This window comes from Providencia sp. PROV130, from assembly GCF_028482225.1.
Classification (GTDB): Bacteria; Pseudomonadota; Gammaproteobacteria; order Enterobacterales; family Enterobacteriaceae; genus Providencia; species Providencia rettgeri.
In genome coordinates this window covers 1-16,130 of the sequence record NZ_JAMPQC010000017.1, presented here as the reverse complement: position 1 = coordinate 16,130, position 16,130 = coordinate 1, and the positions used below count along the sequence as shown (strand labels likewise).

At 36.4% G+C, this 16,130-nt stretch carries 16 protein-coding genes and 1 pseudogene; 12 read left to right on the top strand and 5 right to left on the bottom strand.

What is annotated here, in order from left to right; translation table 11 throughout:
• The first annotated feature begins 115 nt into the window (after positions 1–115).
• From PSF28_RS12160 to PSF28_RS12120, 9 genes are all read left to right on the top strand, one after another.
• A complete protein-coding gene (locus tag PSF28_RS12160; RefSeq protein ID WP_210840107.1) occupies positions 116–1,321 on the top strand; it encodes a PrgH/EprH family type III secretion apparatus protein in 1,206 nt (401 codons plus the stop codon).
• Positions 1,322–1,354: 33 nt separating this feature from the next.
• A complete protein-coding gene (locus PSF28_RS12155) occupies positions 1,355–1,675 on the top strand; it encodes an EscF/YscF/HrpA family type III secretion system needle major subunit (protein ID WP_210840108.1) in 321 nt (106 codons plus the stop codon).
• A gap of 55 nt (positions 1,676–1,730) precedes the next feature.
• Entirely contained in the window at positions 1,731–2,027 is a 297-nt protein-coding gene (gene sctI / locus PSF28_RS12150) for a type III secretion system inner rod subunit SctI (protein ID WP_210840109.1), read from the top strand.
• A 3-nt stretch (positions 2,028–2,030) separates the two neighbouring features.
• A complete protein-coding gene (sctJ, locus tag PSF28_RS12145; RefSeq protein ID WP_272685108.1) occupies positions 2,031–2,780 on the top strand; it encodes a type III secretion system inner membrane ring lipoprotein SctJ in 750 nt (249 codons plus the stop codon).
• A complete protein-coding gene (locus tag PSF28_RS12140; protein ID WP_272685107.1) occupies positions 2,764–3,321 on the top strand; it encodes a hypothetical protein in 558 nt (185 codons plus the stop codon). Before sctJ ends, PSF28_RS12140 begins: the two co-directional genes overlap by 17 nt.
• Positions 3,293–3,997, top strand: a complete 705-nt coding sequence (locus tag PSF28_RS12135; RefSeq protein WP_272685106.1) for a hypothetical protein — start codon at positions 3,293–3,295, stop codon at positions 3,995–3,997. Before PSF28_RS12140 ends, PSF28_RS12135 begins: the two co-directional genes overlap by 29 nt.
• Positions 3,998–4,040: 43 nt before the next feature.
• On the top strand, positions 4,041–4,409 hold the full coding sequence (locus PSF28_RS12130; RefSeq protein WP_210840113.1) for a hypothetical protein: 369 nt from the start codon (positions 4,041–4,043) through the stop codon (positions 4,407–4,409).
• 312 nt (positions 4,410–4,721) lie between these two features.
• Positions 4,722–5,150 carry a winged helix-turn-helix domain-containing protein gene (locus tag PSF28_RS12125; protein ID WP_272685146.1) on the top strand — a complete coding sequence of 143 codons (429 nt, stop codon included), beginning with the start codon at positions 4,722–4,724 and terminating at the stop codon, positions 5,148–5,150.
• Between the two features lie 26 nt (positions 5,151–5,176).
• The gene (locus PSF28_RS12120) at positions 5,177–5,623 is read left to right on the top strand and encodes a YbaY family lipoprotein (RefSeq protein WP_210840344.1); all 447 of its coding nucleotides are present in this window, start codon (positions 5,177–5,179) and stop codon (positions 5,621–5,623) included.
• 118 nt (positions 5,624–5,741) lie between these two features.
• On the opposite strand, the gene PSF28_RS12115 is transcribed toward PSF28_RS12120, so the two are convergent.
• Positions 5,742–6,203 carry a MarR family winged helix-turn-helix transcriptional regulator gene (locus PSF28_RS12115; RefSeq protein ID WP_210840345.1) on the bottom strand — a complete coding sequence of 154 codons (462 nt, stop codon included), beginning with the start codon at positions 6,201–6,203 and terminating at the stop codon, positions 5,742–5,744.
• Positions 6,204–6,311: 108 nt separating this feature from the next.
• On the opposite strand from PSF28_RS12115, the gene PSF28_RS12110 reads away from it, so the two are divergent.
• Positions 6,312–8,138: an FUSC family protein gene (locus PSF28_RS12110; protein ID WP_272685105.1), complete on the top strand. Its 1,827-nt coding sequence runs from the start codon at positions 6,312–6,314 to the stop codon at positions 8,136–8,138.
• Between the two features lie 179 nt (positions 8,139–8,317).
• On the opposite strand, the gene norR is transcribed toward PSF28_RS12110, so the two are convergent.
• A complete protein-coding gene (norR, locus tag PSF28_RS12105) occupies positions 8,318–9,832 on the bottom strand; it encodes a nitric oxide reductase transcriptional regulator NorR (RefSeq protein ID WP_210840347.1) in 1,515 nt (504 codons plus the stop codon).
• 181 nt (positions 9,833–10,013) lie between these two features.
• Between norR and norV the strand changes: the two are divergent.
• Positions 10,014–11,207: pseudogene (gene norV / locus PSF28_RS12100) on the top strand (anaerobic nitric oxide reductase flavorubredoxin); the annotation flags it as partial.
• Positions 11,208–11,269: 62 nt separating this feature from the next.
• Positions 11,270–11,932 carry an iron-sulfur cluster repair protein YtfE gene (gene ytfE, locus PSF28_RS12095; RefSeq protein ID WP_210840322.1) on the top strand — a complete coding sequence of 221 codons (663 nt, stop codon included), beginning with the start codon at positions 11,270–11,272 and terminating at the stop codon, positions 11,930–11,932.
• 72 nt (positions 11,933–12,004) lie between these two features.
• Here ytfE and PSF28_RS12090 read toward each other — a convergent pair whose 3' ends face one another.
• From PSF28_RS12090 to PSF28_RS12080, 3 genes are all read right to left on the bottom strand, one after another.
• Positions 12,005–13,375 carry a class-II fumarase/aspartase family protein gene (locus tag PSF28_RS12090; protein WP_210840323.1) on the bottom strand — a complete coding sequence of 457 codons (1,371 nt, stop codon included), beginning with the start codon at positions 13,373–13,375 and terminating at the stop codon, positions 12,005–12,007.
• Between the two features lie 14 nt (positions 13,376–13,389).
• On the bottom strand, positions 13,390–14,946 hold the full coding sequence (locus PSF28_RS12085) for a PTS transporter subunit EIIC (protein ID WP_004266208.1): 1,557 nt from the start codon (positions 14,944–14,946) through the stop codon (positions 13,390–13,392).
• Between the two features lie 193 nt (positions 14,947–15,139).
• Positions 15,140–15,880, bottom strand: coding sequence for a MurR/RpiR family transcriptional regulator (locus PSF28_RS12080; protein ID WP_272666203.1), 741 nt, complete (start codon positions 15,878–15,880; stop codon positions 15,140–15,142).
• Positions 15,881–16,130 lie beyond the last annotated feature (250 nt).

Genomic DNA, 16,130 nt, shown 5'->3' with positions numbered 1-16,130 from the left:
GAATGAATAAGATCAATTCAACTGACAAAAAATAGGTTCCTTGGTTTACTTACCGCCAATAACAAGAACCAATCAATCTAAAACAGTATGAATTTAATTTCATGAGATTATCTTTATGAGTGATACAAATAGCGGCGCATGTATAATAAAAATTGCTAGCGGGCCAATGACTGGCCAAGAATTAATGGTTAATACCGACAGCAATCTTATTATCATTGGTAAAGGTTTAGATTATAGAACTGACATCAATGATGACGGCTTTACAACCTATTCAATCCCAAGTGATGGCACTGCCTGCGAATTTTCAATTATTACTGCAAGCCAACACTCTGAAAGTGGGCTCGCTATCCAGTTAAATGATAATGGATTAAGCACAGAAATACCTATCGCCCTTCAGCAACTGCTTTTAGCGGATATATTTCCTATTGTGATCAAAATGCAGGATACCGAGTGGCTGAGCCCGCAGGCACCTAAAACCTCACAGAGCTCAGAGGCTGAAAATCCATTACCTATCGCCAAAACTAAAGTAAAAAGATCGGTCAAACAAAAACCAAGCCTTTTTAATAAACAAACTATATTAGTCTTGTTATTTACTTTATTTTCACTATTTATTGTTTATGCTGCATTCCAATATATTCCTGTTCAAAGTGCTGAAAAAAAAGTAAAAACATTAGAAAACATACTTCAAGGTAGTCACTATCCTATTATCGTTACTCAAAGTGAAAATAATAAAAGCTTAATTTTAGTGCAAACACAAAGAGACTTTGATTGGAGTATGCAACAACTGGTTAAAGCGAAGTACAATGACAGTTTTTTGATTAAAATAATTTCGAAGCTTGAGAATGAGATTGAAAATAAACTTAGTGATATTTCCCCGGAAATATTAAAAATCGATCTTAGCAACCCATGCTATCCAGTAATAACAACTATCAATAACAACTTAATTGCTAAAGAAGAAAATATCAACAAGTTATTATCTAATTACTTTAGCTGTCACGTGAAAAATGAGATAAAACAAATCAGCTTTGGTGAATTATTACAAAAAGCTGAATTAGGATTAACAGAAAGTAATGTTCAATGGCGTAAAATCACTAAAGATAATAAAGTTATCTTTATAATAAAAGGCAGTATGAATGACAACCAAACTGTTTCTCTGATTAACTTTACGAATTCATTTTATAAAAAATGGGGAGATAACCATATTCAATTCTCTATCTCTCTTGCCCAGAATGGGCTCGTAGGAAAATCATTTGTCACCAATGCTAACGGTTATGTCCTATTAGGTAATAACCATTGGTTCTTTAATTCAATAAGCTTTTAATCAACATAAATTTAAAATATAGAGGAATTATATATGGCTAATAGTACAGGCGCCCCTACTTCCAATGGTGGTACAGCAGCGATTAACTGGGGAGAATCCACGCTTGAAAAACAAGGTACTGATAATAACTTAGGCATGATTTATCGTACCTCCGCAAGTATTAGTAATAAAGCAAAACAATTCGGCGATGAGTTAGATAAAATTCTTACGAAGAAAAACCTAGAAGTCGATAACCCACTGGTGCTGGCAGAAATCACCGCCATGAGTGGTAACTATAATATGGCACGTCAATTACAAAGTAACTTTATGAAAGCAATTAAAGATACTGACCAAGCTATTATCCGTAACGTTTAATACTCAATAGAGCATCATTTCAAATGGTGCTCTATCTTTACTTAGGAAATAAATCATGTCACCTATCACTTCAAATTTATCGATAATAAATCCGACAGAAATGGCCTCGGATATACCGTCATCTATGCCCATTGCAGATAAAGTCAAAGCGCTTTTTGTGGAATATAGTGCATCTACGAGCCAAGAAAAAACCGCATTAATGAATAGTGTCAATAGCATTGATCCAAGTAACCCAACCCAATTATTACAATTTCAAAATCGTGTCGGTAAATACAGCCTTGCGATGAATATGATTAGCACATTAACACATAAAAGTGTTTCTGCGATTGATACCGTTTTAAAAGCACAATAAGCCATGAATATTTTAAAGAAATTTATCTTAATTGGTTTTATTGGCTTATTAATGGGGTGTGATAACCAATTATTACTCAGCCATCTAAGCCAAAGGCAAAGCAATGAGGTATTAGCGATACTACAAGAGCATGGTGTTGAGGCTACGCGTAAACAAGAGAATAAAAATGGCGACTCCATTCGTGTTCAACCGAATGATTTCGTTATTGCCGTGGATTTACTACGCCAATATAACCTACCTTCAAAAGAACCCGTGGAAATTATCCAAGCATTTCCTGGTGACTCTTTAGTGGCCTCACCACAGGCAGAACGTACCCGCTTGCTTTCTTTAATTGAACAGCGCCTTGAACAATCATTACTCACCATCCCTGATATTATTAACGCACGCGTGCATGTCAGTTATCCATTAAATGGCAATAATCCGACTAAGCAAATACAAAATGTTTCCAGCTTGGTGACCTATTCTGGGAATGAAGACCCCCAAATGATGATGCATAGAATTAAACTGTTTCTAACGAACAGCTTTGCTGAGGCAAATTACGATAATGTCTCAGTCGTGGTCGTCAATCGCCCGCCGTTGCAATATCAAGTTAAGCCTGAACCTGAACATACATTTAGCCCAGTCATAATCGGCTCAATTATCGCTGCGATGACCATCTTTTTGGCTATTTTACTATTACTATGGCGACAGCTAAGTAACACAAAGTCAGTCACTCATTTGGCGGAGAAACCTGTTGATGGCTACGCTGAATAATCTACTCATTGCACAAGGAAATATTTTTCTCGCGCCAGGTAGCTATTTTCACAGTGAATTTAATGGAGTCGGATACCACGACTTTCCCCCTATGTTGCAAAGTAAACACAACCAGCAATTAATTCAGCAATACTCATTGCCTTTACCAAACGAGAAAACCCCTTTATTACCTAGAGTCTTATCTGAACATTGGGCTTTATTTCCAGAGGTAGCGTTAGGTTTAGGGGTTCTATTACACGCCGAACCGCTTCCTTGGTGGGTTGAACTTTCCAAATACCGTGTATTACATACACGCTTAAGTCGCCCACTTTGGCAGTCAGAAAATCAACCTACTACCCCACCACAGGCATTAACTGCCCTTGGAGCACAACAATTATTGATGTGTTTAGCCCCCTTTGGTACTGCTTACAGTCTACGAGCTAAATATATGTTTAACCTTGAGACTCAGCAGCTTATACCATCATCAGTAAAAACGATGCTACCTTGGAATACTATTGAAGAGACATGCCGTTATGTCAGAGAAAACACCCCTGAATGTTAAACAGACAATGTCTGAAAAAGTCTTGATCAAATATCACGCATTACGCGCCGATAGATACCACAAAACCATCACTCAAAAAGCTAAAAAAAAGGCGAATGAATATTACCAACAAGCGAAACAACAGCAAGAAACTATCTACCAAAGTGCTTATCAGCAAGGTTATTACGACGGCATTAAACAACTATTAACTGACTTTATTCACGTATTAGAAACTAGTGAAATTCAATACCAAGAAAATACCAGCCAAAGTAAAGAACAGCTGATGAAAATATTGAATGACATTTTTGGCAATAATGAGCTACAAGAAATGGTTGCAGTTTATTTTGAAAAGCAATATGCAAAAATGACAAATACCACATTACATCTACCTGCAAAAATGCAAGCTCGTATTACCCGAAGCGGTTCTGATATGAAATTTTCAACCACTGCTGATAATACGATTGCCTTAGAAGTTGATAATAAAATTACCTATTTTTCCCCTATTACTGCGTCTAAAAATATTTTTTCTCATGTGTTTTCTGTTCCAACACAGTGCCAAATATTAAAAATGCATAAAAAGGCCTATCACAATTTGATAGCAACAATAAACTCAATCCAAGGAAAACATAACGATGCAGACGACTCTACACACGAAAGTCACCAATGTTCAGAACAGCACGTCTCAAGCTCACTCTGAAAATATTCAAAATAAAATGTCTTCATTATGGCAAGAAAAAAATATGGATATCAAAAATAAGCATCAATACAGTGAAAAGATAGAGTTATCCCCTCAAGAAAGCAATAAAGTTGACCAATTTATTAATGAACTTAAATCAAAAGATGATAAAAAAATATTTTTTTCTCATGTATTTAAGACGATGATTAGGTTAGGAAGAAATGAAAAAAAGAATTTTATTGCAGGTGTCAGCCAAACATTACAATCATCCAGTGATCCTGAATTCGTTTCATTAAATAAAAGATTTAATAGTTCACTTAGCCATTATATGGCGATTAGTTTGGCCTGTGTCCCGCTTAGCAACCAACTTCGCCATAATATGGCAAGCATTAGTTTGGAAGGTGATAATGATGAAGGTGAACTCTTCATCTAATACCTTCCCTTTCGATCAATTTCATCTTGTATTTATAGTTTCTCGACTAATATTTATAGGTTTAGCTTATTTTTTTAATATTCTAAGCCTATCTTTTTGACAAAGATCAAGAAATATAAAAAATACAAATAAAAATTGATATATACAACTGCTAAATATAGTTTAAATTTACCCCATCAAAATACATGAATCTAATATCAAAAAACGATTTTTTAATATTAAAATGAGTCTCGTTTTTTATATTGGGATATATTCCATCAACCGTTAGGATAGATATAAATTATGACCGATTTATCAACAATAGATAATTTTATGGATAATATTAACTATAGTGAAAAAGAGTCAATGATTCTTTTGTCTGGTCAAGTCGTATACGACCCACTCAAGCGCACACTTTCGCGTGATAAAAATATCGTTAATCTTTCAGAAAATGAATCATGCCTACTTAAATTATTATTAATAAAAACAAATAGTAAAAGAGAAGTCATGCATGAAATTTGGGAAAAAAGAGGCACGATTGTAACAGAAAGTAGTTATTACAAGCTTGTCAGACAATTGCGCCAATCCTTTAAAAAAATCGAGCTCGATGAAAACTTAATTATGACTTTACCCAGAATTGGTATTTTATATACTGGGGAAAAATCAGAAATGCCAATACTGTCTAAATATGATGCCAAGAAAAGTATTTATACCTATATGCGATGTTTTTTCCAGAGGATGTTTATTCGTTCATCACTATAATCAGATTTCGCTAAAGAGAAAATATAATGTTAAATGTTAATCCCAATCGTCCAAAAAAACACTTTATTTCATTGCTCATACTGTTTATAACTTTCATGCTATCCGCTTGCAGTAATAATTTAATGGATTATTTCACTCAAAATCCCACTTACCATATCAATGGTAATATTTATTCACATTCTTACGATATTCCTGAAGATGCGACAATTACACTGTCATTAACTTCAATACAACAGAATGAAAACAATGCAAAGTCTAATCTGGATTACAGTTTTAAAACACAAAATTCAGGACGTAGTATCGCATTTACCGTTGCTCTGCCTGAAGAATTTGAATCCAAACGCTATACCTTAGGAATGAGTGCCAGAGTTGAAAAAGAGGGTGAATTAATCATGATGAGTAATAAGCTCAGCCCAGTACCTGAGAATTTATCTGAAATAGTATTACTTCCTGTGGCTGCTATTCAGCAATAGTAATACTCATTTCATCAAGACCAATTAAAAATATTCTATCCCTCTTAATGGAGAGTTATATTTACCTGTACTCAAACCAGCTCGAAATCCTTAACGTTGCTAGGTTGGTTATTAAGCCTCACTCATTGGGTTCTTCTAATAAATGTGGAAAATCTGCCACCGAACTTTCAATCGCTCGTTTCGCTAGACTTTCTAGTGAGCTAAATAACTGTTCTGCCTCTTGTTCTGGTAAGTCCGCCGCTAAATAATCATTCCACTTATTTAGTTTAGAATTTAACTCATTCACAATCGTTTTGCCGAGTGATGTTAACGAAACATGATAAACCCGTTTATCGACCAAGCTATTCGTTTTGGCAACCCACCCCTTAGCTAAAAATTTGCTCACACCTCGAGTCGTCACGGATTTATCCACAACCATGGCTTTTGTAATCTGCTCTAATGTTGATGCATCATACTGGTCAATATGTAAAATCATCAAACACTCAATGGCATTGATACCATAAGGCTCCCCCATCCATTTCATATAATGGTGAGCTGCCCGGCTAATCACCCCAAATACTCGAGCCTGTTCTGTACGCATAGCCCCTCTTTAGTTGATTTTATCAACTAATTAGTTAATAATTACACTGATCTTAGTTGATTTTATCAACTAAATACCTTTTTAACACGCCAAATTTACTCATATTCTATGCCACAAATAATAACGTTACTGAATTCCTTGGGATTTAACCTAGCACGCTTTCGTTTTGCTGCCATTACTGCTTGTGCATCAATTGTCGCACTGTTTATCGCACAATATTTAGAGTTGGTTCACCCTCAATGGGCAGCGATGACCGTCTGGGCTTCTGCACAACCTTGGCGTGAAAATTTACTGGAAAAAAGTTGGTGGCGTTTCGCTGGAACAGTTAGTGGCGTGCTTGCGGGTGTTGTTTTAATTCAACTACACATTATCGACCCGCTATTATTTATCATAGGGCTCGCATTGTGGTTAGGGGCATGTAGTGGTATTGGTCAACTGCAAAAAGGCTTCGTGGCTTATGGTACCTTTTTAGCGGGTTATTCCGCGGTCATGGTTAGCATGCTAAGCGTCCACATTACAGATAGCCTGTTTATGGTTGCATGGGATCGGCTATGGACTATCCTTGTTGGCGTTCTTTCTGCAGTGGTTTTCAATTTTTTATTTACACCAAAACGTGAACAAGAATCTGTTATTACACTTAAAAACCAAGTTGATACATTGTTTTATCAAATTTTGCATCACACACTTGAAAAAAAAAAGCCAATTAAGTCACAGGAAATTGACCAACTCTGGCAAGTGATGACAAGTTATGAGGAAATTCTAGAGACTAACCGCATCGGCTGGCATTACCACCGCAAACAAGTTGCTAAAGCGCGGCAAAAACTCATGATACAAAGCCAAATATTATTACATTTAGATAAATACCAATCTATTGCCCCCTTTTATTTTCCTGCGCAAGAGCCAACTGATACTCAATGGAAACACATTTTGTCACTGTGCCCTAATGGGGTACTTAAAATGCTGTTAGTCCCGCTTTACTATGCTACTTTTGGTAAATCAATCAAGAAGATAAATAAAACCGACAAATTAAAACTCCACCAAGATAAAATTTCAGCATGGCATGCCTTTGCCCGTTCATTTATGGCAATCGCTGTAGTTGGCTTGTTATGGCTATGGACACAGTGGCAAGTCTTGGCTTACCTCATTCTCGGCCTTTCCGTAATGTTGGCGCTATTTGCTTCCCTTGATTACCCCGCAAGATTCATGAAAAATATTTTTACAGGGCAATTATTCGGTGCTATTGCCGCGTTAATCTGTACATGGTGCTTATGGCCCTTTGCCTCTTCATCATGGCAGATGTCCTTTTTCATTATTCCTGTGATTATTAGTGGCGTTATCATTTTTTCCCATAACCGCCTAATTTTAATTGCTTTTGATTACATCATGGTTTCGTTGATTTTACTGCAACCATCTTACCCTTTTTCGTTTTCATTCCCTCAAAGCATAGGTAATGCTATTGCGATAGTTTCAGGCCCATTAGTTGCAATGGCCGCTTTCGCGTGGGTTTACCCAACCAACCCGACCAAACGCTACCAGCAATTAATGTATCTCTCTGAGCAACAATTTAAACAGGGAATCAAAACCTTAACTCAAGGAAATAAGCCCTCCACAACCCAATTTATGCACCGTTTATTTAGTGGGTTATTGCTAGCAAAAAAAGCAAATCTTCCTGACTCACCGATATTCGATTTTTTTATTACTCGGCAAAGTATTTGGTTATACCTACTTATTGTACACAAGCAATTTGCACATCATGCATCAAAGAAGAGAGTCCTTATTGCACTTGAAAAACGTATTCAACAAAATCATTTTGATTTGAAGAAAATAGCCACCCTCTTTCGGCATTTACAGCGTAACGATAGTGATAATGAAGAGCTTGAGCAACTCGAGAAATATGTGAAACTCTATATAAAAAAGGAATATTGCCAAAAATAAGGCAAGAAATAATCTAAGTTTAACCAATTATCTAAAGATAAATATCCCTATACATGGGAAGCTAAAGAAATGTTGTTTGCTAATAACTACGATGTGAGATTTGCTGACGAGCTACAGCTAATTATTAAAGGATTAAAAAATTAAGATCCTAAGGACAACATTACGATGCCCTTAATACTTTATTTCAGGCCTAATCGTTTAGCTAGTCGATGTAAGTTAGCAATATCTAAAGATAATTCTCTAGCACATGCAGACCAATTATGATGGTTTTGTTCCAGTACTTGTGTAATGACTTTACGCTGAAAGTCATCTGTTGCTTCCCGTAAGTTTTTAGTTAATGGTATGACTTTCTTTGAGGTTTCCGTAAACTCATACTCATTGTTATCAAAGATAAAATATTGAGGCTGTAAGATAATATCACCAGTGTCAATTGAGGCTCGAGCAAGGACAACGGCACGATGAATCGCATGTTCCAATTCACGTACATTTCCTGGCCATGAATAGTTGAGTAAATACCGTTGTAATGAAGAACTCAGCACCACACTAGATAAACCAAAACGCTGACGATATTGCTCACAAAAATATCCAGCTAATAAAATAATATCTTCACCACGTTCCTTTAATGGGGGAACAAATAGAGGAAATACGCTTAAACGATGGAATAAATCTGCCCTAAACCGCCCCTCTAATACTTCTTCGCGTAGATCACGATTAGTTGCCGCTAATACACGGACATTAACGCGTAAACTGCGATCATCACCAACACGTTGAATATCACCATATTGCAATACTCGCAGTAATTTTGCCTGTAATGCTAATGATAACTCTCCAATTTCATCTAAAAATAAAGTGCCATTATCTGCCATTTCAAATTTACCACTACGGTGACTAATTGCTCCCGTAAAAGCACCTTTAACATGGCCGAATAACTCACTTTCTGCCACGCTCTCAGGTAATGCCGCACAGTTTAAATAAATAAGAGGATGATCTGCTCGAAGGGATTTTTCATGAATGGATTTAACGACTAATTCTTTTCCTGTTCCCGTTTCTCCGCTAACCAGAACATTTAATTCTGACGCAGCAACAATATCGATTTCCTTTTTTAGTTGCTGCATACGAAGAGATAAACCGATGATTTCGGTTTCTCCTGACGGTTTAAATCGTATAGGTTTACTCGACAATATATTTTGGTTTTCAAGCTGTTCAATAAGTAATGCATTATTTAATGCCCCGGCAGCTAATGCAGCAATTAACCTAAGTGACTCATTATTAAATGCATCGAATTGGTCAGGTTCCATACCATCTAATGTTAATGCACCAATAAGATTTTGCCCCGCATACAAAGGTAAACCGACACAAGCATGGACTTTTAAGTGCTGATGATGAGGAATTAACCCATCGTATGGATCAGGAAGCTGGCTATCCGCAGGAAAACGTACTACATCGCCAGCTCTTGCAATTGCTTCAAGCCGGGGGTGTCCCGCCAAAAAGAATCGGCGACCTAAAACATCAGCCATTAATCCATCAATTGCTAAGGGAATAAATTGACCTGGTTCATAGCGCAATAACGCACAAGCATCGCACCCTAATGATTGCCTTAATGTGGTAATTAAACGCTGAAACCGATCCGCATGTTCCATACCATCTTGTAATTCTATTGCAATCTTTGCTAATGCTTCAACAGAAAAACCCATGATCTACTCCCCATAGTCAATTTGACAACAATTATAGTCATAATGACGATTATTGATACAGTCATTATGACTATAAATTAAAAATATTTATTTAAATTTATTTAAAAATCAATGTATTAAATGTTGGCATGAATATTGATTATATCTTCCTATACTTTAAAAAATACAGGATAAAATTAATATGGCGATTCATGTAAAAAATAATATTCATTGGGTGGGTCAACGTGATTGGGAAGTACGTGATTTTCATGGTACTGAATATAAAACATTAAAGGGAAGTAGTTATAATAGCTATTTAATCCGCGAAGAAAAAAATGTCCTTATTGATACTGTCGATCATAAATTTAGTCGTGAATTTGTTGAAAACTTACGCTCACAAATTGATTTAAATGATATTGACTATATCGTGATTAACCACGCAGAAGAAGATCATGCTGGTGCACTAACTGAATTAATGCGCTTTATTCCTAATACCCCGATCTATTGCACCGCCAATGCTATTGATTCAATAAATGGTCACCACCACCACCCTGAGTGGAATTTTAAGATCGTTAAAACAGGCGATACGCTCGATATAGGTAACAATAAGCAATTGATTTTCATTGAAACTCCAATGTTACATTGGCCTGACAGTATGATGACTTATTTTACTGAAGATGCAGTGCTTTTTAGTAATGATGCTTTCGGGCAGCACTATTGTGATGAGCGATTATTTAATGATGAGGTCGACCAAAATGAATTATTTGAGCAATGCCAGCGCTACTATGCCAATATTCTTACACCGTTTAGCCGCTTAGTAACACCAAAAATAAATGAAATTTTAGGCTTTAACCTACCTGTCGATATGATAGCCACGTCACACGGGGTAGTATGGCGTAATAACCCAAATCAAATCATTGAATTATATTTGAAGTGGGCAGCAGATTACCAAGAAGATCGCATCACTATTTTCTACGATACCATGTCAAATAATACCCGTTTAATGGCGGATGCAATCGCTCAAGGCATCAATGAGGCCGACCCTAATGTCGCAGTTAAAATATTTAACGTTGCACGCAGTGATAAAAACGACATTATTACTCATGTTTTTCGCTCCAAGGCTGCATTGGTCGGTACCTCAACCATGAATAATGTCATGATGCCCAAGATAGCAGGTATGCTTGAAGAAATTACTGGCTTACGTTTTTTAAATAAAAAAGCCGCTGCTTTTGGGAGTTTTGGCTGGAATGGTGGCGCTGTTGATCGTGTTCAAACACGTTTGATGGATGCTGGTTTTGATACCGCATTATCTTTAAAAGCAAAATGGAAACCAGACACAAAAACATTAGATGACTGCCGTGAGTATGGACGTAATATTGCTCGCCAATGGGCATTACCTGCATAAATTAACTAACAAAGTAGCATCAGAATTTTATGATTTTTTAGAGGATACCTCATATGCAATTTAGAGATAAAACACTTGGACAGCTCGCATTATCTATTCCTAGAGCCTCTTCTTTATTCCGCCAATATAATATGGATTACTGTTGTGGTGGAAAACAGACTCTCAGCCGCAGTGCAGAAAAATTAAATTTAGATATAGACCTATTAGAAAGCCAATTAGCTAAATTAGCCACAGAAACGTTAGAAAAAGACTGGCGTAAAGCTCCGCTCGGTGAAATTATCGATTTTATCATTGTTCGCTATCATGATAGGCATAGAGAACAATTACCTGAACTTATTTTACAAGCACAAAAAGTTGAACGCGTTCATGCAAATAAGCCAAGCGTGCCAAAAGGTTTATCAAAATACTTAGAAGCATTACTGGAAGAATTAACTAGCCATATGATGAAAGAGGAACGCGTTTTATTCCCTATGATAAAAAATGGGATGGGTCGAAATGCAGCAGCGCCAATTAGTGTGATGGAACAAGAACATGATGATGCTGGTGATATCTTAGAGGCCATTAAAGGCATTACCGATAATGTCACACCACCACCAGAAGCCTGTACTACCTGGCGTGTATTGTACAATGGTATCAATGAATTGATTGATGACTTAATGAATCATATTAACCTAGAAAATAATTTATTATTCCCAAGAGCACTCGCTGGCGAATAAACAAATAAAGGCCTATTTATATAATAGATAGGCCTTTATTTTAAATATTTTTATATAATATACTAAAAATACCTATTGATATTGTTGCTTAATTTCTTGGGCAATTGCTAATCCACGTTTTGCTTCTTTTTCAGCAATTTCGACAGATAAGCCAATATAAGACCTCGGGTCGAGCATGGCTTTAATTTCGTCATTACTGAACGCTGCTGATATCACACTATTTTTGGTTAAATTAGTGTAGAAATCCTCCCCATCCGCTGCCGTTTTAATGGCTTCTTCATACAGAAGGGAATGAGCTTTATCTTTACCTAATTTTTCCGCCATCTTCATCATGACATATTCAGTATTATCAAGACCTTTATTTCTCAATACATTATGAAGCATTCTCTCTTCATGTGGCACAATCGTCCTCGAAAGCTCCTCAGTTCTTAATAAAATTTCTGTGGTTAATTCCAAAGCTTCTTCGATTAACCCATCAAATAACATATAAGAACTACTATCACCTTCATAAGGCCTTACCGCGGAATACATACCAACACTTGGTAAGGAATATAATTTCTGCGAGTTAGCGATAATTCCCTTTGCCAGTTTCGGGTTTATTTTATGTGGCATAGTACTACTGCCTACTGTTCCTTTGGTAAACCCTTCAGAAACTTCTGCAATTTCTTCTAACGTCGTGCTATAGACCTCTTCGCCGATTTTATGGCAAATATTCGCCATTAACGCTAAATTTGCCATATATTCAAGCTTATGGGTGCTCAAATTTCTGGAGGGTACTTCCATGGCTTCCATCCCCACCAGCTCAGCGACACGCTTTTGTACCGCCATACCAACACCAGGCATCGAGTTAAATGCACCGACTGCACCACCCATCATGATAGTGAAAACGCGTTTTTCACACTCTTGCATCCGCTGATAACAGTCAATAAAGTCACTGATCCACACTGAAACTTTATAGCCGTAGGTTATCGGGATTGCATGGCGTCCATGGGTTCTTCCCGGCATCACCATATGTTTGGTTCTTTCAGCTAAATCCGCCAAGTTTTCGATAATTTCACCCAGTAACAACATAAATTTATGGTGTACGGTTTTCATCATATACAGCTGTGAACTTTGCTGAATATTTTGTGTGGTAATTCCATAATGGATATATTTACCACTTTCCTCAGAGCAAGCATTCACTAAAACTTTTAAGAAAGGTACAAAGCCATGACCTATTTTCTGGTAAATACGGCTCATTTCTTCAAAATCGATATTTTCGATTACAGCCTTTTCTTTAATTTCATTTGCCGCTGATTGAGGAATAAATCCCAGTTCAGCTTGAGCTTGGGCCAACATGGATTCAAACATTAACCAAGTAGAATATTTTGCTTCATCAGACAATAAGTCTTTAATTCCACGGTCATCGATAGTTTTACTTTTAGAATCGTATAATGCTCTCATTTCGTATCCCTTCTTTATTTCTTCATTGCTTCATCAACAGCATTGCGAACGAACTCAACCTTTGGTCCATATACGACATGGACGTGGTTTGCCGATGGAAAGAAGAATGCGGTACATCCTGATTCCAACATTAAATCTTTATCAATTTGGTTAACTTCTCCAACATCAATACGCATACGAGTAATACAGTTGTCTACATTACGAATATTTTGTTTTCCACCTAATGCTTGGATTAAAATTTCTGCGATTTCGCCATATCGTTTTTCTTTAATTAAGGTATTTTTCAGATTACTAGATTCTTCACGACCAGGAGTTTTAATATCAAATTTAATAATTGCCCAGTAGAAAATAAAGTAAGTGACGACGGCTAAACAGCTGCCGATAATAACAAGGAAGATCCAGTTAGTGTGTTCGTACAGCAGCCCAAAGATAGTAAAATCAAAGACGGTTCCACGAATATAACCGATACCGACCTCAGCCAATGAAAGTAACACCGCACCGATACCGACAATAATGGCATAAATTAAATACAGTAATGGCGCAATGAATACGAAGGTAAATTCGAGTGGCTCAGTGACGTTACCAAGCATTGCCGTTAATACCATGGTGACAAGCATGGATTTCACTTCTGCGCGGTTTTCTTTCTTCGATGTTTTATATATAGCAAGAGCAATTGCAGGGAATAGGAACAATGTAACCAACATTTGTTGCTGCGCCATAAAGCGAGTCAAACTTGGCATCATCGCCCAATATTCGCTATCCGGGCCTTGGTTAAATAGTACTTCAGTTAATGCAGGGACAACACCAACAAAGGTTTGGCCATCAATAATATAAGTCCCACCCGCTTCAGTGAATCTAAACAAAACGTTCCATACATGGTGTAAACCAAATGGAATAAATAAACGTTCACCCCCTGCTGTAAAAAATGGCCCCACTGGACTTAAAAATACTGCAGAGAGCTTCATTAAACCTTGAACTAATACTTCCCAAATAAACGGTAATAGCGCTCCCACTCCAATCATTAAGCCTATCATAATAATAGAAACGGATTTTTTACCGGAAAAGAAAGCGAATGCGGTCGGTAACTCAAGGTTATAAAACTTATCGGTGGCCCAAGCGGCAATCAAACCAGTAATAATCCCTCCGGCGGCACTGATATTTAAAGTTTGTATGCCAAGAACTTTAATTTGCCCTACTTGACCCATCATTGCAGGGTCTGCAAGTTTGCCGGTAAGGACTAGCCAAATATTCATGGTGATGATCAGCGATAAGTAACCGACTACCGAGGCAAAGACAGCAATCCCCTTATCTCGATGGCTCATCCCATAGGCCACCCCCATAGCAAATAACAGGGGAATATTATCAAAAATAACACCTGCGATTGAACGAATACTGACAAGTAATGCATTAACCGTTTCATTTCCAAGAAAAGGAAAACGTGCAATCATATAAGTCTGCACTAATGCACCACTGATACCCAATATCATACCAATAGGGGCTAATACACCTATCGGAAGGAGTAATGTTCTCCCAAAGCGTTGAATAGATTCACCAAACTTTTTTCTGGCCATACTGTTTCCTTATGACTTCTATTATTAGAATTAAAGGCATACTAGCTTGGGGGGGTTATAAAAGAAATGATGTCACGGTTTTAAAAATTATCTTAGGTCATAATTAATGACCTATGTCATTTTAATATAAAACTAATTGCCAAAAATAAAAATGAAAGACAGGTGAAATTTTTTAGGAAGTAAAAAAGGAAATTTAAAGTAGGTTTTCTAATTCATTGATAAGTAAATCAACGAGAATAAAAAAGCCGATTCTGGATTTTGTATCATCTCTTTTGGTATCAAAATTATCGGCAAAACAAAACAGAGTGTTATCAGTATAAGTGGTTAATTCATTGGTATTAAAGGCTGTCATGCTAATGATATTAGCCCCTTTTAACTGCACAATTTTTGCTGTTTCAATAATTTTTTTGGTTCCCCCAGATAGCGAGATAAAAATAACAGTGTCATCTTTGCTAACTAATCGAGTGAACGAATCAGATAAATTGTAGTCATTAATGAAAAAACAGTGTAAACCTAACGCAAATAGCAAATGCTCAAGGTAATAACCAACCGCTTTACTTGTTCCTCTTGCAACAATAAAAATATTTCTCGACTTATGTAGTATTTTAGCGCAATCACTAATTTGCTCTTCATTAATTAACGTAAAACTTTTATTAATGTTTTTTTCGAGTTGTTTTTTATAAGATGATGAGATAATTTTTTCAGTTTTATTTTTTGTTAAAATGTAATTATTAATCTGAAACTTAAGTTCTTTAAACCCACTGAACCCTAATTTTTGCGATAAATTAATGATAACTGTTTTAGAAACAAAGGTTTTAGCAACCAGTTCATTAATATTTAAGTAAGGGATATCTGTAATGTTATCAGTCAGGTATTTTAAAACTTTTTTTTCGCTAATGGTTAAATTATCGTAATTTTTTAAGAAATCCAACATATCCCCCCCTTAATCAACCTAATCAGCCCAGAAGTCATTCTTTTTATAATAATAAAGTCAATATAGGCAGCCAATTGGTTGATTATACGTTAAATGACCAACCAATGTTGAATTTAAGAGGTGATTTTTGTGAAATGCGACAATAATCGAGGAAAAATTGGTATCACAACAGGTTGTTTCCTTTGTGATACCTTTTATACAAATAGTTCAGTTACCTCATCAGCACCATTACAAACACAGTACGTTGAGT

Bases quoted from the DNA above. Each gene is read 5' to 3' on its own strand.
- PSF28_RS12160 (WP_210840107.1), top strand. From the start codon at position 116: ATGAGTGATACAAATAGCGGCGCATGTATAATAAAAATTGCTAGCGGG.
- PSF28_RS12155 (WP_210840108.1), top strand. From the start codon at position 1,355: ATGGCTAATAGTACAGGCGCCCCTACTTCCAATGGTGGTACAGCAGCG.
- sctI (WP_210840109.1), top strand. From the start codon at position 1,731: ATGTCACCTATCACTTCAAATTTATCGATAATAAATCCGACAGAAATG.
- sctJ (WP_272685108.1), top strand. From the start codon at position 2,031: ATGAATATTTTAAAGAAATTTATCTTAATTGGTTTTATTGGCTTATTA.
- PSF28_RS12140 (WP_272685107.1), top strand. From the start codon at position 2,764: ATGGCTACGCTGAATAATCTACTCATTGCACAAGGAAATATTTTTCTC.
- PSF28_RS12135 (WP_272685106.1), top strand. From the start codon at position 3,293: ATGTCAGAGAAAACACCCCTGAATGTTAAACAGACAATGTCTGAAAAA.
- PSF28_RS12130 (WP_210840113.1), top strand. From the start codon at position 4,041: ATGGATATCAAAAATAAGCATCAATACAGTGAAAAGATAGAGTTATCC.
- PSF28_RS12125 (WP_272685146.1), top strand. From the start codon at position 4,722: ATGGATAATATTAACTATAGTGAAAAAGAGTCAATGATTCTTTTGTCT.
- PSF28_RS12120 (WP_210840344.1), top strand. From the start codon at position 5,177: ATGTTAAATGTTAATCCCAATCGTCCAAAAAAACACTTTATTTCATTG.
- PSF28_RS12115 (WP_210840345.1), bottom strand. From the start codon at position 6,203: ATGCGTACAGAACAGGCTCGAGTATTTGGGGTGATTAGCCGGGCAGCT.
- PSF28_RS12110 (WP_272685105.1), top strand. From the start codon at position 6,312: ATGCCACAAATAATAACGTTACTGAATTCCTTGGGATTTAACCTAGCA.
- norR (WP_210840347.1), bottom strand. From the start codon at position 9,832: ATGGGTTTTTCTGTTGAAGCATTAGCAAAGATTGCAATAGAATTACAA.
- ytfE (WP_210840322.1), top strand. From the start codon at position 11,270: ATGCAATTTAGAGATAAAACACTTGGACAGCTCGCATTATCTATTCCT.
- PSF28_RS12090 (WP_210840323.1), bottom strand. From the start codon at position 13,375: ATGAGAGCATTATACGATTCTAAAAGTAAAACTATCGATGACCGTGGA.
- PSF28_RS12085 (WP_004266208.1), bottom strand. From the start codon at position 14,946: ATGGCCAGAAAAAAGTTTGGTGAATCTATTCAACGCTTTGGGAGAACA.
- PSF28_RS12080 (WP_272666203.1), bottom strand. From the start codon at position 15,880: ATGTTGGATTTCTTAAAAAATTACGATAATTTAACCATTAGCGAAAAA.